Genomic DNA, 18,974 nt, shown 5'->3' with positions numbered 1-18,974 from the left:
GGAAAGATGAAAAAAGACATCCATCCCGACTACCACTTCATCGACGTCAAACTGACCGATGGCACCGTGATTCAGATGAAATCCACCTGGGGCAGCGAAGGCGACCAGTTGGCCCTGGAGATCGACCCCTCCGTGCACCCCGCATGGACCGGTGGCGGCGCGCGCCTGATGGACGCCGGCGGCCGCGTGTCGAAGTTCAAGAAGAAATACGAAGGTCTGGGCTTCTAAGCCTGACCTGGATCAGATCCGAAAGGCCGTCCCTTGGGGCGGCCTTTTTCTTTGGGCTGGCGCAATCAGATCCAATAGGATAGCGCCACAGGCAGAACCAGAATGGTTGCCAGGGTCGAGACAAGAATGAAACCAGCCACGTCAGGGCCGTATTCCGGCAGATGCTGGTCGACAAACAAATAGGTCGCCACCGAGGACGGCATCAGGCAGCACAGGATCACCGCGCCACGCTCGGCCCCCGTAAACCCAAAGACCCAGACGAGGCTCGTTGAGATGGCAAACGCCATACCCAGATGCAATGCGGTCAGGCTCACCGCACGCCCCAGACTTTGCACCCTTAGGCTGGCTAGCGTATGGCCCAGCGTCAGCAGCATCAGCGGGATCGACAGCCCACCGAGGATGTCAAAGGACTTGGCCACGGGTTGCGGCAGGCTGTACCCGGTCGTCATCAGGATCAGTGAGATGACGACAGCATAAATAACCGGAGAGGTGAGAAGCTTTCTGGCCGAGAACTCTCCGGCCGGGATCCACATTCCAAGGGTAAAAACGCTGATCAAAACGACGACCACAAAACCCATCGTATAGGCCATCCCGGCATCGCCCAACGCCAGCAGAGTAATCGGCAGGCCGATATTGCCTACATTCCCATGCATCAATGGCGTCAAGAACGCCCGAACCGGCAGGCGCATCGCCTTCAGCACGACAAAGCCCAACATGCCAAACGCCGCAATCGCCAACGCTGCGGCGGCCATGACGTCCAGAAAGGTGCCAACCGCGATCTGGGTCGTCGAAAGATGCGAGATGATCAGGGTCGGATACCCAACGCGCGAAACCACCCCTCCGATGACCTTATTGTCAAAGGGTGCTTTTGTCAGCGCCAACACGTACCCGATCCCGGCGCAGATCAGAACCGGCAGGACCACGTTCAGGACATTCAGGAAAAGTTGCTCCAATTCACGCCCTTCCAGCGTAGCTCTTCAAGCAAGAGTGAAATAGAGGACCGCTTTTGGCAACCGCCCCCTCGGCCCAGGGTCTGAGTTTTCGCAACAGCGCCCTAGAATGGCGTTTCGGGTCCTTCCCTTCCTTCGCTCCACAACATATAGTGGCACGCAACAAACTGTGGTCAAACACGGCGGGACTTGGGAATACAGGCATGGCACATATTATCGTAGTGGGGAACGAGAAGGGCGGCGCAGGCAAATCGACCGTCTCGATGCATGTGGCCACTGCATTGGCCCGACTGGGACACAAAGTCAGCACGCTGGATCTGGACCTGCGACAGCGCAGTCTGGGACGGTATTTCGAAAACCGGGCCAACTTCTTGAAGAATTCGGACCTGACCCTGCCGACCCCGCGCCACCACGACCTGCCCGAGATTGACGCAAGCAAGCTGAAGCCCGGCGAGAATATCTATGACCATCGCCTCTCGGCCGCGGTGGCCGAATTGGAAAGCGATAGTGACTTCATCCTGATCGACTGCCCCGGCTCGCATACCCGCCTCAGCCAGGTGGCACATTCGCTGGCCGATACGCTTGTCACGCCACTGAACGACAGTTTCATCGACTTTGACCTGCTGGCGCGGATCGATTCCAAGGGTGAGAAAATCCTTGGTCCTTCGGTCTATTCCGAGATGGTCTGGAATGCCCGCCAGTTGCGCGCGCAGGCCGGGTTGAAACCGATCGACTGGGTCGTCGTGCGCAACCGTGTCGGTACGCAGCGCATGGTCAACAAGGAAAAGATGCAGCGCGCGATCGAGATGCTGTCGCAGCGCATCGGGTTCCGCGTCGCTTCGGGATTTTCCGAGCGTGTGATCTTCCGCGAGCTGTTCCCCCGTGGCCTGACCCTGCTGGACCTAAAGGATATCGGGGTCAAACAACTCAACATCTCGAACATCGCTGCGCGACAGGAATTGCGCGACATGATGAAAGAGTTGAACCTGCCGGGTGTTGAGATCGACTTTTAGGTCGCCGTCGCAAGTCCGCTATGCGGGACGAAGCTGATTTTTCCGTCAAGGCAACTGAGAGAAACTGGCCCGTCCGAAGACAGGCCAGCAGCCTGATAAGTCAGTTTAAGGACTTCCAGAAGACGATTTTGTCATCTCCTGTCGCCCAAAAATCCCTGATACGGGCTTCCTCGGTGTAGCCATTCTTTCGGTAGAATTCGCGAGTCTGCTTGAACTCTTCCGTGCCTGACGTGTCAACTATTAGGATGCGCTGCCCACGCTCTTTAAGCTCGGTCTCCAGATGCCTTGAGATTGCACTACCTAAACCGCCTCCTTGCTGCGTGGGCAAAACTGCAATGGCGAGCATATTCCATGCCCCTTCTGCAAGCTCTTCTGGAACTGCGTAGCAAAAACCCACTGGGTTTCCGTCCACTTCGCATGTTAGCCAAATTTCAGAGCTTTCTTCATCGGATAGAAAACTGTTCACCATGTCAGGCAGCATCTCACTTGGGAAAAGTTCGGTGCCGTTAAGTACTTCCTGTAAAGCGGCGACATCGTCGCGCATTGTTGGTCGTATTTTCATTGGTCCTTCGTCTTTCGTTGTATCGCCAAACGAGCAAAAGCTATCGATATGGCGGACGCAGAACCCGTGCCATTGTCATTCACAGTTATGGTTGTTTCGACTGTTCACGAGCCATACGTCATTGGAAGCCTGAGAAATTATAAACAGGCTTTATTTGGCTTAGTCGTCCTTCCGTTCAGGACTCAGCGGTTTCCCGCAATCGCAAACATAAAATCTCCATCGCCCTGCGAGCATGCCGAGCGTGCAACTGGGGTATCACTGCGACGACTTACGAGCAAGGACAGGTGTATTGCCGCACCCCAATACCTAACCCCCCGCCCGATAGACCGTAAACAACTCTTTCGGTTCGGGCACACCGCGCAGCATGTAGCGTCCGACCGAGATCAGGTCTTGCCCACAAGGCTGCGCTGCCTGCGCAACATCGTCCGAGATCAGGATACGCTGGCCCAATGACCGGTGCATCCCTGCGATCCGCGCGGTCTGGTTTACCGCTGGGCCGATGACGGTGAAATCCAAACGGCTTTCGGACCCGATATTGCCATAGAGGATTTCCCCCGAATGCAGCGCCAGCGTGAAATTCGCCACGGGTAGACCGTCGGCTTTTCGCGCAGCGTTCAGCTCTTCAATACGCGATTGCAGCATCGGAACGGCCTTTAGCGCGGCCCTTGCATCCTCATCAATATCCCCGACATCGAACATGGCCATCAGCCCGTCGCCCATGAATTTCAGGATATTCCCGTCATTGTCATGGACCACCCCAACCGCCACCGCCAGATAGTCGTTCAGCATGTCGATGATCTCGTTGCCGGGCAACTCTTCGGACAGGCTGGTAAATCCCTCAAGATCGAAGTTCCAGATCACCGCGTCGATCTGCTGCAACGACCCGCGCCGGATCTCGCCCGACAGCACACGACGGCCCGCATCTCGGCCCAGATAGACGCGCATCAGGTCCTTGGATATCCGCGCGTTCGAGGCTGATTTCAACGCCAGCCCCAGATGCGGCAAGGCCGTATTGATCAGGTCCAGATCGCTGTCCTGAAACCCGTCAGGCGCGTTGCTGGTCCAGGACAGCAAGACCCCATCTACCGCCTTTTTCGCATCGAGTGGTATGTTGTTGGTCGGCATGTCAAAGGGCACACTGGTGGCGTAATAGTCGGTCGCACCGACCTCGCGCAGGTCGTTGATCAGAGGATATCGGCTGGGTTCGTTCTGATCGACGATCCGTTCATGCACGAAATCGAGGTCTTCGTTGAGGATCGCGTATAATGGGCTGTTCTGCCAATCCTCACTGACATCTTCCGAGTATTTGAATTTCTGATAATCGCCGCCCTGCCCCTGATACCAGCTATAGCCGGTGCCGCCATAGACCGGGTGCAGGGCCGATTGGGCCGCATGAAACCGCATCAGCGGCACGCCGAGCTCAACCAGCCGAGTGCAATACCCGTCCAGCAATTCTTCTTTGTCCGCGCCTTCAAGGCCGCGGGCAACAATCCAGTTGATCAAATCCGTTGATTTCGCCGCGTTCTTTTCCGGGGCTGTCATTCTTTGTTTCCTATGTCCGCTCTGAACGTCATCTGGGGTCAATGGATGACAATTACCAGAGTTCACCTCATCTCGGCCAGTTTCTGCAACATCTTGCGCAGCAGGGCGGCTTCATCCTCATCAAACATTGCGGCCAGTTTGGCATCATATTGCCGGGCTATGCCGCAGAGCTCTCGGTAGGCAGCCTTGCCCGTTGGGGTCAGTTTCAGATGCTCGACCCGGCGGTCGCTTTCGTTGGGCGTGCGTGTCAGGAATCGGCGGAGTTCAAGCTTGCTGACCGCCCGACTGATCTTGGTCTTGTGGATACGCGCTCTTTCCCCGATCTCTTTCGCGGTTATCTCACCATAATTTCCCAGATGAAACAGCACACGCCATTCCGTGCGCAACATCCCGTAGCGGTCCTTGTAGGCACGCTGAAATTCCAACGAGCTTTCCTCGGCTGCGCGGTTCAGCAGATAGGGCAGGAAATCCTGCAAATCAAACGCATCATTTTTTGCGGTGTCTGTCTTTGTCATGCTTGTTAGTTACAAAATCAACTATTATCCCACAAGCAGCAAAACAGGAGGAGTACGGGATGAACCGTCCGGCTGATCCGCATCAGATGACCCAGGCCAGCAGCTCTGTTGGCACACACGAAGGCTATATGCCTGGCTGGGCAAACGACTTTGAAACAGAAGCTTTGCCCGGCGCGCTGCCGCAAGGGATGAACAGCCCGCAACGCTGCAATTATGGCCTCTATGGCGAACAGCTGAGCGGTACGGCATTCACCGCCAATCCGCCGGAACGGACGTGGTGCTATCGCATTCGCCCCTCGGTCAAGCATTCGCATCGATATGAGAAAATCGACCTGCCCTATTGGAAATCGGCCCCCTGCGTTGACCCGGATGTCATCAGCTTGGGTCAATACCGCTGGGACGCGGTTGCCCATTCCGGTGACGGCCTGACCTGGCTGACTGGCATGCGCACCATGACCACGGCGGGGGATGTCAATACGCAGGTGGGCATGGCCAGCCATATCTATCTGGTGACGGACTCCATGGTGGATGACTATTTCTTCTCGGCCGATTCCGAGCTGTTGGTGGTCCCTCAGGAAGGCCGTCTACGCTTTGCCACCGAGCTTGGGATCATTGACGTTGAACCCAAAGAGATCGCCATCATCCCACGCGGTCTGGTCTACCGGGTCGAGGTTCTGGAAGGCCCTGCGCGCGGCTTCGTCTGTGAGAACTACGGGCAGAAATTCGAACTGCCGGGCCGAGGTCCGATCGGCGCGAACTGCATGGCCAACCCGCGCGACTTCAAGGCGCCCGTGGCGGCGTTCGAAGACCGCGAGGTCCCCTCGACTGTCACCGTAAAGTGGTGCGGCCAGTTTCATACCACCAAGATCGGGCAAAGCCCGCTGGATGTGGTCGCCTGGCATGGCAACTACGCGCCTTACAAATATGACCTGCGCACCTATTGCCCGGTCGGCGCGATCCTGTTCGACCACCCCGATCCGTCGATCTTTACTGTCTTAACAGCGCCTTCGGGCCAGCCCGGCACGGCCAATATCGACTTCGTCCTGTTCCGCGAACGCTGGATGGTGGCAGAAGACACGTTCCGCCCGCCCTGGTACCACAAAAACATCATGTCCGAGCTGATGGGCAATATCTACGGCCAGTATGACGCCAAGCCACAGGGATTTGTTCCCGGAGGGATGAGCCTGCACAATATGATGCTGCCCCACGGGCCGGACCGCGAAGCGTTTGACAAAGCGTCAAATTCCAACCTCGGCCCGGACAAGTTGGACAACACCATGTCCTTCATGTTTGAAACCCGTTTTCCGCAGCACCTAACGGCATTCGCCGCCAATGAGGCCCCCTTGCAGGATGATTACATTGACTGCTGGACCTCGCTTGAGAAAAAGTTCGACGGAACACCCGGCAAAAAATAAACACCTCGCGGGTCCAAGATTTTTCGACGAAAAATCTCGACCTGCACAAAAGGTCTGGAGAAAGAATGTCCTTGATGAATTCCTGGGTGGCTTCGGCCAACGCCGCCAACCATCCGTTCCCATTGAACAACTTGCCTTACGGTGTGTTTTCCACCGAAGACGGTGAACCGCGCTGCGGAGTGGCGATTGGAGACATGATCCTCGACATCACCACGGCCGAGGCCAATGGCCTGATCGTCCTGACGGATGAGCCCTTGTTTGACCTGCCCTTTTGGAACCCACTGATGGAGCAAGGCCCGGCCGTCTGGGCTGCCCTGCGCGCGCGCCTGAACAGTCTTTTGGCCGACGGATCGGAAGAACAAGGGCAAGTCGAACCCCTGCTCGTGGCTCAAAGTGATGCCGAGATGCACCTGCCTTTCGCAGTCAGCGAATACACCGACTTCTACGCAGGCCGCCACCACGCACAGAATGTTGGCACCATGTTCCGCGGGCCCGAAAATGCGCTACCACCCAATTGGCTGCACATTCCCATCGGCTACAACGGCCGCGCCTCGTCCGTTGTTGTGTCGGGCACGGATATCCGTCGTCCGTGGGGCCAATTGAAGTCTCCCGATCACGACCGCCCGGCCTTCCTGCCCAGCCGCCGCTTTGACATTGAGCTTGAGATGGGCGCCATTGTGGGCACACCGTCGGAAGGCCCGATCTCGGTGCAGGAGGCGGACGACAACATCTTTGGTTATGTTCTGCTAAACGATTGGTCCGCCCGCGATATCCAGGCCTGGGAATATCAGCCATTGGGTCCCTTCCAGGCCAAGGCCACGACCACCTCGATCAGCCCCTGGATCGTGACCAAAGCCGCGCTGGAGCCATTCCGCTGTGACACCCCAGCCCGCGAACATGAGCTGCTGGATCACCTCAAAGATTGTGGACCCATGCTCTATGACATCGACCTGTCCGTTACGATGGCCCCCGCTGGCAAGCCCGCCACTACGATCGCGCGTACGAATTACAACCAGATGTACTATTCTGCAGCCCAACAACTGGCCCATCACACGACCTCGGGCTGCCCGATGAACACCGGCGACCTACTGGGATCGGGCACGATATCTGGCCCCACAAAACCCGAGCGCGGCTCACTTCTGGAACTCAGCTGGGGCGGTAAGGAACCCCTGACCCTCGACACTGGCGAGACCCGTAGCTTTATCGAGGACGGCGACACTCTGACCCTAACCGGATCCGCCATAGGCGACGGCTACACAATCGGCTTCGGAGATTGCACCGGCACCCTTCTGTCCGCATTGGACGACCCCTATAAAAGGTGAACCCAGCCCTTCTTCTCGTCAAAAATACGGCCGCCGGAGGCGGTGCAACACCGCAATCCGCACACGGCTCGGAAAAAGGAACCCAACATGGCCAAGGCTTTCGCGTCCCAAGGGGACATGTCCGAAAAAAAGATCAGCTTCACGGAAATCGGCGAAGGGCTCTATGCCTTCACCGCCGAGGGCGATCCCAATTCCGGCGTCATCATCGGCGATGACAGCGTCATGATTATCGAGGCCCAGGCCACCCCCCGTCTGGCGCAGAAGGTCATCGACTGCGTCCGCTCGGTCACCGACAAACCGATCACCCATGTGGCGTTGACCCACTACCACGCCGTGCGCGTGCTTGGGGCCAGCGCCTTCGGAGCGCAGCAAATCCTGATGTCGGATATGGCCCGCGCTATGGTCGTGGAACGCGGACAAGAGGATTGGGACAGCGAATTCCAACGCTTTCCCCGCCTTTTTGAGGGGCATGAAAGCATCCCCGGCCTGACGTGGCCCACCACCACCTTCAGCGATACGATGACGGTCTATCTGGGCAACCGCCGGGTCGACCTGATGCATCTGGGCCGCGCCCATACGGCGGGTGATATCGTCATCCATGTGGCTGATCAGAATGTCATGTTCACAGGCGACATCGTCGAATACCACTCGGCCTGCTACTGCGGCGACGGGCACTTCGGCGACTGGGGCGATACGCTGGATGCGATCAAATGGTTCGACGTGGACGCCATCGCGCCGGGACGCGGAGACGCTCTGATCGGTAAGAACATGGTCAATGCCGCCATCGAAAACACCCGCGATTTCGTCGACAGCACCTACCTTCCTGCTGCAAAGGTCGCGGCGCGTGGAGGATCGCTTAAAGAAGCGTGGGACGCCGTACGTGCCGAGTGTGATCCGAAATTTGCCGATTACGCGATTTATGAACACTGCCTGCCCTTCAACGTCGCCCGCGCCTATGACGAAGCCCGCGGTATTGACACGCCGCGCATATGGACCGCCCAACGGGATCTGGAGATGTGGGAGGCCCTGCAAGCCTAGGGACATAGCGTCGCATTTGATCCAGATCGTTTTGCGGCCGGAGTTTCGATGGAACCATTCGGGAAGACCCTCTGGCCCAGTCCCGCCAGAGACACGGAGTTTCGCGCCAAGGCACCGGGGAGAGAGCCTATGAACAAGATCTTCGAAACACCCCTTTATGCGTATGATCGCAGCCCGGATCAGGACACTGCAACGCCTGTGCGCCACAAGGTGATCGTTGTGGGCGCCGGTCCCGTTGGCCTGAGCGCCGCCATCGATCTGGCGCAGCAAGGGGTCGAGGTCGTGGTGCTGGATGACAATGACAAGGTCAGTTTCGGCAGCCGCGCGATCTGCTTTTCACAACGTACATTGGATATTGCCGACCGGCTGGGCTGTGGCAAACCGATGGCAGAAACCGGGGTTCAATGGGAAGCAGGCAAGGTCTTTTTCGACGACCGCAAAGTTTATGAGTTCGACTTGCTGCCCGAAAAAGGCTTTGCCAACCCCGCCTTCGTGAACCTGCAACAATATCATCTTGAGAAAATTCTGGTCGACCGTGTCCGCGCTTTGCAGGCCGAAGGCGCACCGATCGAAATTCGCGGCCGCAACAAGGTCGAGGCGATCGGCACCCATGACGATCACGTCAAGCTTGAGGTCGAGACGCCAGAGGGCCCCTATAACGTCGAAGCCGACTGGCTGATTGCGTGCGATGGCGCGCATTCTCCCACCCGCCGGATGCTGGGGCTGGATTTCGAAGGCCGCGTGTTCGAGGACAACTTCCTGATCGCCGATGTGGTGATGGAGGCTGATTTCCCGACCGAGCGCTGGTTCTGGTTCGATCCACCTTTCAACCGGGGTCAATCCGCGCTGCTGCACAAACAGCCCGACAATGTCTGGCGCATCGATCTGCAACTGGGATGGGACATCGACAAAGAGCGCGAGAAACGCCCCGAAAACGTTATCCCGCGCCTCAAGGCAATGCTGGGCGAGGATGTGGCGTTCGAACTTGAATGGGTGTCGATCTACACGTTTCAATGCCGCCGGATGGAACGGTTCCGCTATGGCCGTGTGCTCTTTGCAGGGGACAGCGCCCATCAGGTCAGCCCGTTTGGCGCGCGCGGGGCGAATTCGGGAATTCAGGACACCGACAATCTGTGCTGGAAGTTGAAGCTGGTCATCGACGGTCGGGCACCCGAGCTGCTATTGGACAGCTATAGCCGCGAGCGCGTGCAGGCAGCGGATGAGAATATCCAGAACTCCACCCGCTCGACCGATTTCATCACGCCGAAATCCGAGATGTCGCGCCTGATGCGCGATGCAGTTCTAGACCTGAGCGAGCACTACGAATTCGCACGCCCGCTGGTCAATTCCGGGCGGCTGAGCACGCCGTGTACCTACGAGGGATCGTCGCTCAGTTCGGCTGATGCGCTTAGCGGGCCGGACCTGACCTGCCCCGGCGCGGCCTGCCCTGATGCGCCATTGGGCGACGAATTCTTGTTGTCAAAACTGGCGGGCAAATTCACTTTGCTGACCATCGACGCTGACGCTCCTGACCGGATCGAAGAAGACGGAGTCGAGGCCACACGACTCGCACTTTCGGTCAAGGATGACCTGACGCTTGAGCTGAAGCGCCGCTATCTGGGCGATGCGACCAGTGCCGTCTATCTGATCCGCCCAGACCAACATGTGGCGGCGCGGCGGGACAATTTCGAAGAAAACGCGTTCCGGCAGGCGATGCGCCGGGCCACAGGAAAGGAGTAAGCAGGATGGCTGATCTGATCCTCACCCCCAATTTCGACAGCGCAGACGACTTCTATGCGCAGTTGTTAGCCTCGCATGAAGGGCTGGGAAAGGACCAAAGCGACGCGTTGAATGCGCGGCTGATCTTGGTTCTGGCCAACCACATCGGTGATGCCGAGGTGTTGTCACAAGCTTTGAAAACGGCCACGCTGCCTGGGGATTGATCTAGTAGGGAGATCCGGATGAGTGTGATCCTATATGATTATTGGCGGTCTTCGGCCAGTTATCGGGTGCGTATCGCGCTGAACCTCGCCGGGATTTCGTATCAGGCAGTTTCGGTCGACCTGGTGGCGGGCGATCACAGGTCCGACGTGCATCTGGCCCGCAATCCGCAAGGCCTGGTGCCTGTTCTTGAGATAGACGGGCTGCGTCTGACCCAGTCGTTGGCGATCATCGACTATCTGGATCAGACCCGCGGTATGGGCTTGCTGCCTGCCGAGCCAGCGGCTCGCGCGCAGGCTTTGGCATTGGCGCAATCCATCGCCGTAGATCTGCATCCGGTCTGCAACCTGTCGGTCGCGCGCCACGCAACGACATTAAGTGGCAGCGCCGAAGGCATGCCGGGCGATTGGATGCGCCATTTCATCCGTCCCGGCCTACTGGCGTTCGAAGCATTGCTGAACGGTTTCGAACAAGCCCCCTATTGTACCGGCACTCAGCCCGGTTTGGCCGATCTGTGTCTAATCCCGCAGATGTATAATGCACGTCGCTGGCAGGTCGATCTGACCGGGCTACCCCGTATCTTGAGTGTCGACGCTACCTGCGCAGACCTGCCCGCTTTTGCGCAGGCTCACCCGGACCGGCACGCGCCTGACTGACTGCACAGGGTCTGTGTACCCATGCGGATAGGGAAAGACGCGACGCTGGTTTATTAAGATCGTCTCAGCAATGATGGAGACCCCTATGCCCGAAATCACCGGCTATCACGCCCATGTCTATTTCGATGCTCATTCTCAAACAGTCGCGCAACAGCTTTGCGAAAAGGCGGGCCGCTTGTTCCCTGTTGAGGTCGGCCGAATGCACGCCAAGAACGTTGGCCCACATCCGCGCTGGAGCTGTCAGCTGGCATTTGCGCCCGACGCGTTTGATCAGGTTATTCCATGGCTGATGCTGAACCGACACGGGCTCACCATCTTTACGCATCCCGAAACTGGCCAGCATCTTGAGGATCACCGGGATCGTGCCATCTGGATGGGCGAAATGCTAATGTTGGACCTGACGATCTTTGATCGAACGGGCACTTAGCCCAGAGCCTTGGCCTGATCGCGCAGCTTGAACTTTTGCACCTTTCCCGTCGAAGTCTTGGGCAGCGGCCCGAACACCACCGTTTTGGGTGCCTTGAAATGGGCCATGTGATCGCGGCAAAAGGCGATGATGTCTGCGTCAGTCGTCTGTGCATCGGGTTTGAGTTCGACAAATGCGCACGGTGTCTCACCCCATTTCTCGTCGGGGCGGGCAACCACGGCAGCCTCCATCACAGCGGGGTGTTTGTAGAGGATATCCTCGACCTCGACCGATGAGATATTCTCGCCTCCCGAAATAATGATGTCCTTGGACCGGTCCTTGAGCGCGATATAGCCGTCGGGGTGCATCACCCCCAGGTCACCCGAGGCAAACCAGCCGCCGTTAAACGCCTTGTCGGTGGCATCGGGGTTCTTGAGATAGCCCTTCATCACCACATTGCCCTGCATGAAGATCTCGCCCATGGTCTCCCCGTCGGAAGGGACCGGCTCCAGCGTTTCAGGGTCGGCCACCATCAGACCGGACAGTGCCGTGTAGCGCACCCCCTGCCGGACCTTCAGCGCAGCGCGCTCATCGGCCGGTTTTTCGTTCCACTCATCTTTCCAGGCGCAGACGACCGATGGACCGTAGGTTTCGGTCAGGCCGTAGACATGTGTAACCTCGATCCCCATCCCTTCCATATTCGCAATCACGGCGGCAGGGGGCGGGGCCCCTGCGGTCATCACCTTGATCTTCTGGTCGAAATCCTTGAGTGCCTCGGGTGCGTTGGCCAGCATGTTCAGCACGATGGGAGCGCCGCAGAAATGGGTGACTTTTTCGTCGCGGAAGGCGGCATAGATCGGTTCGGCCCGCACCGCGCGCAAACAGACCGAGACGCCTGCATTGGCCGCCATCGCCCAAGGGAAACACCAGCCGTTGCAGTGGAACATCGGCAACGTCCACAGATAGGTCGAATGCTTGGGCATGTCCCAATCCAGCAGGTCCGACTGTGCGTTCAGGGCCGCACCCCTGTGGTGATAGACAACCCCCTTGGGGTTGCCCGTGGTACCAGAGGTATAGTTCAGCGTGATCGCGTCCCATTCGTCACCCGGCAGAGACCACGCGTATTCGGGATCCCCCTCGGCCAGCAGAGCGTCATAGGTCAGCGCACCCAGCTTCTCGCCCCCCTCATAGCTGTCATCTTCGATATCAATGATCAGCAGATCGTGATCGACCTGCGTCAGCGCCTCTTTCACGACGCCCGAGAACTCGGGATCGACCAGCAGTACTTTGGATTCCGCGTGGTTCAGGATGAAGGCAATGATCGGGGCATCCAGCCTTGTGTTGATGGCGTTCAGAACGGCGCCGGTCATGGGGACACCGAAATGCGCCTCGTACATCTCTGGGATGTTAGCCGCGATGATTGATACGGTGTCGCCCTTGCCAATCCCCCGTGCAACCAAAGCACCGGCCATTCGGCGACAGCGCGCGTAGGTTTCCGCCCAGCTATAACGTCGCGCGCCGTAAACGACGGACGGGTAGTCTGGGTAGATCTGAGCCGTGCGGTCGATGAAGCTCAGCGGTGACAGGGGCGTGTAGTTCGCCCTGCCCTTGTCCAAATGACGCTCATAGATATTTGCCGCGGTCATCAGCGCATCCTCCCTCAGTATCTGTCGCGCGACTTGATCACAAAGACGCGCGCCTGACAAACCCGTATGAATACGACATAGACTGGCAATACGCGATAGTGCAATCTGGCCCTATCTACCGGTGGTCTTTCGCGGTGATCTGAGCCATCGAATAGTCAAGGGCCGGGGCTCCTGCTCCGCCGCTTACGCACCCACACTTTGCGAAAGGACATGTCATGGACGGCACGTTCAACGAAAACGATCTTTCCCGCGTAGTCGAGGCCGACCGCGCCCATATCTGGCACCACCTGATCCAGCATAAACCGTTTGAAACCAACGACCCGCGCATCATTGTCGAGGGCAAGGGGATGCGCGTCTGGGACCAGAAAGGCAAGGAACATCTGGATGCCGTATCCGGCGGGGTCTGGACGGTGAATGTAGGCTATGGCCGCGAATCGATCTGCAAGGCGGTCTATGACCAGCTGATGAAGCTGTGTTATTTCGCCCAATCGGCTGGCTCGATTCCGGGGTCGATCTTTGCGGAAAAGCTGATCGACAAAATGCCGGGGATGAGCCGCGTCTACTATATGAACTCGGGCTCTGAGGCGAATGAGAAAGCCTTCAAGATGGTCCGTCAGATCGCCCACAAAAAATACGGCGGCAAGAAGACCAAGATCCTGTACCGCGACCGCGACTACCACGGCTCGACCCTGGCGGCAATGTCGGCGGGCGGTCAGGATGAGCGTAACGCGCAATACGGCCCCTTCGCGCCTGATTTCGTGCGGGTGCCCCATTGCATGGAATACCGCAAGCACGAGTTGGGCGGCGCACCCGAAGAGAATTTCGGCGAATGGGCTGCTGATCAGATCGAAGAGGTCATCCTGCGCGAAGGCCCCGACACTGTAGGTGCCCTGTGCCTTGAGCCTGTGACCGCCGGTGGTGGTGTCATCGAAGCCCCCGAAGGGTATTGGCAGCGCGTGCAAGAGATTTGCAAGAAATACGACATTCTGCTGCATATTGATGAAGTCGTCTGTGGTGTTGGCCGCACCGGTACTTGGTTCGGCTATCAGCAATATGGCGTGCAGCCTGATTTTGTGACCATGGCCAAGGGCGTTGCTTCGGGCTATGCGGCGATTGCCTGTCTGGTCACAACCGAGGAAATCTTTGACATGTTCAAGGACAACGCGGACGACCCGATGAACTATTTCCGCGATATCTCGACCTTTGGCGGCTGTACGGCCGGTCCGGCAGCGGCGATCGAGAACATGCGGATCATCGAAGATGAGAACCTGCTGCAAAACTGCACCGATATGGGCGCGCGAATGATGGGCAACCTTCAGGCGCTAATGGAGAAGCACAAGGTCATCGGCGACGTGCGCGGCAAAGGCCTTTTCCTTGGGGCCGAGCTGGTCTCGGACCGGTCAACCCGCGAACCGGTGAACGAAAAGATGGCACAGGCCGTTGTGGCCGACTGCATGGCGCAGGGTGTGATCATCGGCGTGACCAACCGCTCGGTTCCCGGCAAGAACAACACGCTGTGTTTCTCGCCAGCGCTAATCGCGACGCCGGACGATATTGACCAGATCACCGACGCCGTCGACGGCGCGTTGGGGCGTGTGTTCGGGTAACACCCTACTGTTCGGAATACCTGAAAACCGGCGTATCTCGCGCCGGTTTTTTTTATTCACCCGTCATTTCCGACCATAAACGATCTACATAAGCCTTTGCTTCTAGGACAGCTGCCTCTTCACGCCCCGGCACAATTTCGCTTATTGACAGGATCGTTCGGATATCATGCGCGACTAGAAAATGAACTTTGCAATTCACGGTTTTTGGGTGGTATCGGCAACGAGCGCGTAGGTCAGGAATGGGGCTGGACAGCTTTAAGAGAGGAACATCGAGATCTTCCTCATTTTGTTGTTTAGGGTCGCTTCGCATTTTTACCGCGATTTCGCGCTCGCCCCAACACCAAGCGCTATCAGCCAAATCTGTACGTCGCGAACACCATTCCTCGAACTGCTCGCAATTGGCCTTGACCCAACAATCATTACCGGGATTCCGAATGACCAACCAAGAAAAGTCCAGGTCCGTCGCCTCAAATCCTTGGAAAAACTCATAGGTATTCGGTTGGCCAAAGCTGGCATTGCAAGTGTTAGGGCTTTGGCCCTGCTCGACTTTGCACCGCGTTCCAATGGAAACGATGGGGGATACTGGTATCGTGACTACATTCGAACCAAATGCTCCAGACACGTTCGTTAGCTCCATCTCAGCCCGGAAACGCTCCTTCGTGCGTTCAACGCTCTCGTTCTGCTGATACATTATCAAGCCCACACCAATCGGAAGGGACGCAGCCACGGAGAGAATGACCACCTGAGTAACTCTACTTCCCTCAAAGTACCCAACCAAACTCGCAACCGCCATTCCAAGTCCAACGCTAGAAACGGGAACCAAAAGAAAATACGCCGTGGCCAACTGCGAAATTTGGGCACTGAGATCGTCGGGAACGCTACGCGTCATGCCAAAGGCTATTGCTCCTGCAACAACTGCTAAAAGTATTCCCAGAAAGAACAGCCCACCTTTAAGCGAGCGGCCTTTGCCAAGCGAATAAGAAACCGAAAAAGCGATGAAAAAAGCCAAGTAGCCTATGAAAAAAATAACAACCATTCGAAACCAAATTTTGAGAACGATGGTAAGTTACAATCGATAGATGAAAATAAAAAGCCGCCCCGAATGGGACGGCCTTTCCTTCACTGTCTCTGTATTCAGAGGATCAGGCAGCCAGAGCGGCCTGAGCTTTGGCGACGATCGCGCCGAACGCTTCCGGTTCGTGCACGGCCAGGTCGGCCAGAACTTTGCGGTCCACTTCGATGCCGGCCAGGTTCAGGCCGTTGATAAAGCGGGAATAGGTCAGAGCCTCGTCATGCGAACGGACAGCAGCGTTGATACGCTGGATCCACAGCGCGCGGAAATTGCGCTTGCGGTTCTTGCGGTCGCGGGTTGCGTACTGGTTGGCCTTGTCGACGGCCTGACGGGCAACCTTGAAGGTGCTCTTGCGGCGGCCATAGTAACCTTTGGCGGCCTTGATGACCTTCTTGTGACGGGCGTGAGTTACGGTTCCACCTTTAACGCGGGACATGTTGGTATCTCCTCTTAGCGGTCGTAGGGCATGTAGCCCTTGACGATCTTGGCGTCGGGGGCGGACAGGGTGGTGTTGCCACGGGCGTCGCGGATGAATTTCTTGGTCCGCTTGATCATTCCGTGCCGTTTGCCGGCCTGGCCAGCAAGGACCTTACCGGTCGCAGTCACCTTAAAGCGCTTCTTGGCGCTCGACTTGGTCTTCATCTTAGGCATTTCCGTCTCCTATTCTCGGGTTCGGTTTCAGACGCGACTCGGCATGCCATCTCGGCCGGTCACGCAACAGATGCGCCGTTTACGCAAGTTCGATCATACTGGCAAGGGGGTTTGGACCAGAATCTGCTTATTTTGCGGCTGGTCTGGCACCGGGGCGACGCAGGCCGCCCCGGTGAAAGGATTTAGTGGCCGAACTTGCGGATTTCGCCGCTTTTCAGCCGGGCCGCATAGCTCGCCAGCTCCTGACGTACAATCTTCATCAGGAAATACAGCGCGAAGACGTTCACAACCGCCATGGCGAAGATCGCCGCATCCGAGAAGTCGATGACCGGGCCAAGGTTGGCCGCCGCACCGATCACCACAAACACACAGAAGATGATCTTGAAGATCAGCTCTTTAGTGTGGCCTTCGCCGAACAGATAGGTCCAGGCCTTAAGGCCATAGTAGGACCAGCTGATCATGGTCGAGAAAGCAAACAGCACCACCGCAATGGCCAGAATGAACGGGAACCAACCAAACGCACTCCCGAACGCTGCCGAGGTCAGGCTGACGCCCGTATTGCCATCTACAGTTGCAATCGCGTTGCCCGCTTCGTTCAGCATGTAGTTGCCAGTTGCCGGATCGACGATCAGCTGCTGAGTGATAATGATCACAAGCGCAGTCATGGTACAGATCACGACTGTATCGATGAATGGCTCGAGCAGTGACACAAAGCCCTCTGTGATCGGTTCCTTGGTCCGCACAGCCGAGTGCGCAATCGCCGCAGAACCCACGCCTGCTTCGTTCGAGAACGCCGCACGCCGGAAGCCTTGGATCAGCGCGCCGACCATGCCGCCAGCCACGCCGAGACCGGTGAAGGCACCTGCGAAGATCTGACCAAAAGCCCAGCCGATCTGATCCGCGTGCATGATGATGATGACCAACGCGGCCAATACATACATGACACCCATGAAGGGCACGACCTTCTCGGTTACGCTGGCGATGGATTTCAGGCCGCCTACGATCACGGCAAAGACGATACCCGCAAAGACCAGACCTGTGATCCAACCCGGATAGTCTCCGACAATGCCAGCGATCTGCTGGTGCGCCTGATTGGCCTGGAACATATTACCCCCACCCAGCGCGCCAAGAATACAGAAGATCGAGAACAGAACGGCCAGAATCTTACCGCCCGGCAAGCCCAGTTCACTGAACCCCTTGGACATGTAATACATCGGACCGCCCGAAACGGTACCGTCCTCGTATTCGTTGCGGTACTTCACACCCAGCGTACATTCGGTGAATTTCGAGGCCATTCCCAGCAGACCTGCGACGATCATCCAGAACGTAGCACCCGGCCCGCCGATACCGATGGCCACCGCCACGCCGGCGATGTTTCCAAGGCCGACTGTACCCGACAGCGCCGTTGCAAGCGCCTGAAAGTGGCTGACCTCGCCTGCATCATTGGGGTCGGAGTAGTCGCCTTTGACAAGGCTGATCGCGTGGCTGAAGAAGCGCAATTGCACGAAGGCAAAATAAACTGTGAACACCGTGGCGGCGATCACCAACCAACCTACGATCCACGGGAAACCGGTTCCCGGAAACGGTGCGAAGATGAAGCTGACGAAGGGGCCGGTGAAATCGGCGAACGCCTGATTGATCTTTTCGTCGAGACCCGGAGCCTCTTGCGCCAGGGCAGGACCAGCGGCAAAGGCTCCAGCGGCGAAAGCGCCAAATTGTTTGAGCATTCTCATTCTTGTCTCTCCCATCAGTTCACGACCGTGACCGGCACATCGGCATGCATGACCAGATTTTGGGTCGAGCTGCCAAACAGGCGTTTCTTGAACCCATCGGCGGAGGCGCGTCCTACGATGATCTGTGTGCCGCCGTTTTCGACGGTGATCTTGTTGAGCGTTTCTGCAACGTCGCCGTGACGCACGATACCATGTGCCTCGAACCCGGCGGCTTTGAGCGCATCGACCGCAGGCGCGATGATACGCGTCGTGGCCAGTTCAACCTCTTCCTCGCGGCGCTTGTGACGCAGGGCGTTTTCTTCCGGTGTCTGAAATGTAAACGGGGACCATTCGATGACATAAACCACCAGCAATTCACACGTCCCGATCCGCTCAGCCAAATCTTTGGCAAATGCGATCGCGCGTTCTCCGGTTTCTGTCCCGTCCAGTCCGATGACAATCTTGGTTGTCATGGTGTTCCTCCAATTTTGTTGATTATACCGAGGCCCGTGCCCCCGGCCGGGCAGTCGGAGTCTGGAACTTTTTAAATTGACCGCCCACGCGAACCAGTAACCGGGAAAAACACCAAAAAATAGAGGGGAAACTGAAAGTTTCCCCTCCTATTTTTCTATATTTATGTTTTTTATATTCTTTTTTTACCCAAAATTAAGGCTAATCTCCTATCACCCGGGACCTGT

At 57.4% G+C, this 18,974-nt stretch carries 20 protein-coding genes; 10 read left to right on the top strand and 10 right to left on the bottom strand.

The window, feature by feature from the left end; all coding sequences use genetic code 11:
* The first annotated feature begins 6 nt into the window (after positions 1 to 6).
* Positions 7 to 228, top strand: a complete 222-nt coding sequence (gene rpmE / locus ACR0CA_RS18360) for a 50S ribosomal protein L31 (protein ID WP_170775136.1) — start codon at positions 7 to 9, stop codon at positions 226 to 228.
* Positions 229 to 293: 65 nt separating this feature from the next.
* Here the strand turns inward: rpmE and ACR0CA_RS18355 are convergent, their stop codons facing one another.
* Positions 294 to 1,181 (bottom strand): AEC family transporter, encoded by an 888-nt coding sequence (locus ACR0CA_RS18355; RefSeq protein ID WP_480900578.1) that lies wholly within the window; start codon positions 1,179 to 1,181, stop codon positions 294 to 296.
* 200 nt (positions 1,182 to 1,381) lie between these two features.
* Here ACR0CA_RS18355 and ACR0CA_RS18350 point away from each other — a divergent pair, with 200 nt between their 5' ends.
* Positions 1,382 to 2,191 carry a division plane positioning ATPase MipZ gene (locus ACR0CA_RS18350; RefSeq protein WP_170775140.1) on the top strand — a complete coding sequence of 270 codons (810 nt, stop codon included), beginning with the start codon at positions 1,382 to 1,384 and terminating at the stop codon, positions 2,189 to 2,191.
* 100 nt (positions 2,192 to 2,291) lie between these two features.
* Here the strand turns inward: ACR0CA_RS18350 and ACR0CA_RS18345 are convergent, their stop codons facing one another.
* From ACR0CA_RS18345 to ACR0CA_RS18335, 3 genes are all read right to left on the bottom strand, one after another.
* Positions 2,292 to 2,735: a GNAT family N-acetyltransferase gene (locus tag ACR0CA_RS18345; RefSeq protein WP_480900576.1), complete on the bottom strand. Its 444-nt coding sequence runs from the start codon at positions 2,733 to 2,735 to the stop codon at positions 2,292 to 2,294.
* Positions 2,736 to 3,059: 324 nt separating this feature from the next.
* A complete protein-coding gene (locus ACR0CA_RS18340) occupies positions 3,060 to 4,295 on the bottom strand; it encodes an adenylate/guanylate cyclase domain-containing protein (protein WP_170787151.1) in 1,236 nt (411 codons plus the stop codon).
* 62 nt (positions 4,296 to 4,357) lie between these two features.
* A complete protein-coding gene (locus tag ACR0CA_RS18335; RefSeq protein WP_170791422.1) occupies positions 4,358 to 4,810 on the bottom strand; it encodes a MarR family winged helix-turn-helix transcriptional regulator in 453 nt (150 codons plus the stop codon).
* Between the two features lie 59 nt (positions 4,811 to 4,869).
* On the opposite strand from ACR0CA_RS18335, the gene hmgA reads away from it, so the two are divergent.
* From hmgA to ACR0CA_RS18300, 7 genes are all read left to right on the top strand, one after another.
* Positions 4,870 to 6,225 (top strand): homogentisate 1,2-dioxygenase, encoded by a 1,356-nt coding sequence (gene hmgA / locus ACR0CA_RS18330; RefSeq protein ID WP_170787147.1) that lies wholly within the window; start codon positions 4,870 to 4,872, stop codon positions 6,223 to 6,225.
* 65 nt (positions 6,226 to 6,290) lie between these two features.
* Positions 6,291 to 7,547 (top strand): fumarylacetoacetase, encoded by a 1,257-nt coding sequence (gene fahA / locus ACR0CA_RS18325; RefSeq protein ID WP_480900571.1) that lies wholly within the window; start codon positions 6,291 to 6,293, stop codon positions 7,545 to 7,547.
* Positions 7,548 to 7,634: 87 nt separating this feature from the next.
* Positions 7,635 to 8,585, top strand: coding sequence for an MBL fold metallo-hydrolase (locus ACR0CA_RS18320; RefSeq protein WP_480552472.1), 951 nt, complete (start codon positions 7,635 to 7,637; stop codon positions 8,583 to 8,585).
* A 129-nt stretch (positions 8,586 to 8,714) separates the two neighbouring features.
* The gene (locus ACR0CA_RS18315; protein WP_480900569.1) at positions 8,715 to 10,325 is read left to right on the top strand and encodes an FAD-dependent oxidoreductase; all 1,611 of its coding nucleotides are present in this window, start codon (positions 8,715 to 8,717) and stop codon (positions 10,323 to 10,325) included.
* 5 nt (positions 10,326 to 10,330) lie between these two features.
* Complete coding sequence (locus ACR0CA_RS18310) at positions 10,331 to 10,528, top strand: DUF2783 domain-containing protein (RefSeq protein WP_480552470.1); 198 nt, start codon at positions 10,331 to 10,333, stop codon at positions 10,526 to 10,528.
* An 18-nt stretch (positions 10,529 to 10,546) separates the two neighbouring features.
* Positions 10,547 to 11,182 carry a maleylacetoacetate isomerase gene (gene maiA / locus ACR0CA_RS18305; RefSeq protein ID WP_170791412.1) on the top strand — a complete coding sequence of 212 codons (636 nt, stop codon included), beginning with the start codon at positions 10,547 to 10,549 and terminating at the stop codon, positions 11,180 to 11,182.
* A gap of 85 nt (positions 11,183 to 11,267) precedes the next feature.
* Positions 11,268 to 11,609: a DOPA 4,5-dioxygenase family protein gene (locus ACR0CA_RS18300; RefSeq protein WP_480900566.1), complete on the top strand. Its 342-nt coding sequence runs from the start codon at positions 11,268 to 11,270 to the stop codon at positions 11,607 to 11,609.
* Here the strand turns inward: ACR0CA_RS18300 and ACR0CA_RS18295 are convergent.
* Positions 11,606 to 13,234 (bottom strand): acyl-CoA synthetase, encoded by a 1,629-nt coding sequence (locus tag ACR0CA_RS18295; RefSeq protein WP_480900564.1) that lies wholly within the window; start codon positions 13,232 to 13,234, stop codon positions 11,606 to 11,608. The genes ACR0CA_RS18300 and ACR0CA_RS18295 overlap by 4 nt on opposite strands.
* Before the next feature lie 215 nt (positions 13,235 to 13,449).
* Between ACR0CA_RS18295 and ACR0CA_RS18290 the strand changes: the two genes are divergently transcribed.
* Positions 13,450 to 14,841, top strand: a complete 1,392-nt coding sequence (locus ACR0CA_RS18290) for an aminotransferase family protein (RefSeq protein ID WP_480900562.1) — start codon at positions 13,450 to 13,452, stop codon at positions 14,839 to 14,841.
* A 52-nt stretch (positions 14,842 to 14,893) separates the two neighbouring features.
* Here ACR0CA_RS18290 and ACR0CA_RS18285 read toward each other — a convergent pair whose 3' ends face one another.
* The 5 genes from ACR0CA_RS18285 to ACR0CA_RS18265 form a co-directional block, all read right to left on the bottom strand.
* Positions 14,894 to 15,877 carry a hypothetical protein gene (locus ACR0CA_RS18285; RefSeq protein ID WP_480900560.1) on the bottom strand — a complete coding sequence of 328 codons (984 nt, stop codon included), beginning with the start codon at positions 15,875 to 15,877 and terminating at the stop codon, positions 14,894 to 14,896.
* Between the two features lie 106 nt (positions 15,878 to 15,983).
* Positions 15,984 to 16,349: a 50S ribosomal protein L20 gene (gene rplT, locus ACR0CA_RS18280; RefSeq protein WP_008756009.1), complete on the bottom strand. Its 366-nt coding sequence runs from the start codon at positions 16,347 to 16,349 to the stop codon at positions 15,984 to 15,986.
* Between the two features lie 14 nt (positions 16,350 to 16,363).
* Positions 16,364 to 16,564, bottom strand: a complete 201-nt coding sequence (rpmI, locus tag ACR0CA_RS18275) for a 50S ribosomal protein L35 (protein WP_010443552.1) — start codon at positions 16,562 to 16,564, stop codon at positions 16,364 to 16,366.
* A 182-nt stretch (positions 16,565 to 16,746) separates the two neighbouring features.
* Positions 16,747 to 18,297, bottom strand: coding sequence for an alanine/glycine:cation symporter family protein (locus tag ACR0CA_RS18270; RefSeq protein ID WP_480552464.1), 1,551 nt, complete (start codon positions 18,295 to 18,297; stop codon positions 16,747 to 16,749).
* Positions 18,298 to 18,311: 14 nt separating this feature from the next.
* Positions 18,312 to 18,749 carry a universal stress protein gene (locus ACR0CA_RS18265; RefSeq protein ID WP_170775177.1) on the bottom strand — a complete coding sequence of 146 codons (438 nt, stop codon included), beginning with the start codon at positions 18,747 to 18,749 and terminating at the stop codon, positions 18,312 to 18,314.
* Positions 18,750 to 18,974 lie beyond the last annotated feature (225 nt).

The sequence above is a fragment of the Ruegeria sp. F12 genome, assembly GCF_056533885.1.
The sequence above is the reverse complement of the archived record's forward strand: the minus strand, read 5'-3'. Positions and strand labels throughout refer to the sequence as shown.

Excerpts from the sequence above, each read along its gene's own strand:
- ACR0CA_RS18350 (WP_170775140.1), top strand. The coding sequence starts at position 1,382 with ATGGCACATATTATCGTAGTGGGGAACGAGAAGGGCGGCGCAGGCAAA.
- ACR0CA_RS18285 (WP_480900560.1), bottom strand. The coding sequence starts at position 15,877 with ATGGTTGTTATTTTTTTCATAGGCTACTTGGCTTTTTTCATCGCTTTT.
- ACR0CA_RS18265 (WP_170775177.1), bottom strand. The coding sequence starts at position 18,749 with ATGACAACCAAGATTGTCATCGGACTGGACGGGACAGAAACCGGAGAA.
- hmgA (WP_170787147.1), top strand. The coding sequence starts at position 4,870 with ATGAACCGTCCGGCTGATCCGCATCAGATGACCCAGGCCAGCAGCTCT.
- rpmE (WP_170775136.1), top strand. The coding sequence starts at position 7 with ATGAAAAAAGACATCCATCCCGACTACCACTTCATCGACGTCAAACTG.
- maiA (WP_170791412.1), top strand. The coding sequence starts at position 10,547 with ATGAGTGTGATCCTATATGATTATTGGCGGTCTTCGGCCAGTTATCGG.
- ACR0CA_RS18340 (WP_170787151.1), bottom strand. The coding sequence starts at position 4,295 with ATGACAGCCCCGGAAAAGAACGCGGCGAAATCAACGGATTTGATCAAC.
- ACR0CA_RS18335 (WP_170791422.1), bottom strand. The coding sequence starts at position 4,810 with ATGACAAAGACAGACACCGCAAAAAATGATGCGTTTGATTTGCAGGAT.
- ACR0CA_RS18315 (WP_480900569.1), top strand. The coding sequence starts at position 8,715 with ATGAACAAGATCTTCGAAACACCCCTTTATGCGTATGATCGCAGCCCG.
- ACR0CA_RS18290 (WP_480900562.1), top strand. The coding sequence starts at position 13,450 with ATGGACGGCACGTTCAACGAAAACGATCTTTCCCGCGTAGTCGAGGCC.
- ACR0CA_RS18320 (WP_480552472.1), top strand. The coding sequence starts at position 7,635 with ATGGCCAAGGCTTTCGCGTCCCAAGGGGACATGTCCGAAAAAAAGATC.
- ACR0CA_RS18270 (WP_480552464.1), bottom strand. The coding sequence starts at position 18,297 with ATGAGAATGCTCAAACAATTTGGCGCTTTCGCCGCTGGAGCCTTTGCC.
- rpmI (WP_010443552.1), bottom strand. The coding sequence starts at position 16,564 with ATGCCTAAGATGAAGACCAAGTCGAGCGCCAAGAAGCGCTTTAAGGTG.
- ACR0CA_RS18345 (WP_480900576.1), bottom strand. The coding sequence starts at position 2,735 with ATGCGCGACGATGTCGCCGCTTTACAGGAAGTACTTAACGGCACCGAA.
- ACR0CA_RS18310 (WP_480552470.1), top strand. The coding sequence starts at position 10,331 with ATGGCTGATCTGATCCTCACCCCCAATTTCGACAGCGCAGACGACTTC.
- ACR0CA_RS18295 (WP_480900564.1), bottom strand. The coding sequence starts at position 13,234 with ATGACCGCGGCAAATATCTATGAGCGTCATTTGGACAAGGGCAGGGCG.
- fahA (WP_480900571.1), top strand. The coding sequence starts at position 6,291 with ATGTCCTTGATGAATTCCTGGGTGGCTTCGGCCAACGCCGCCAACCAT.
- rplT (WP_008756009.1), bottom strand. The coding sequence starts at position 16,349 with ATGTCCCGCGTTAAAGGTGGAACCGTAACTCACGCCCGTCACAAGAAG.
- ACR0CA_RS18300 (WP_480900566.1), top strand. The coding sequence starts at position 11,268 with ATGCCCGAAATCACCGGCTATCACGCCCATGTCTATTTCGATGCTCAT.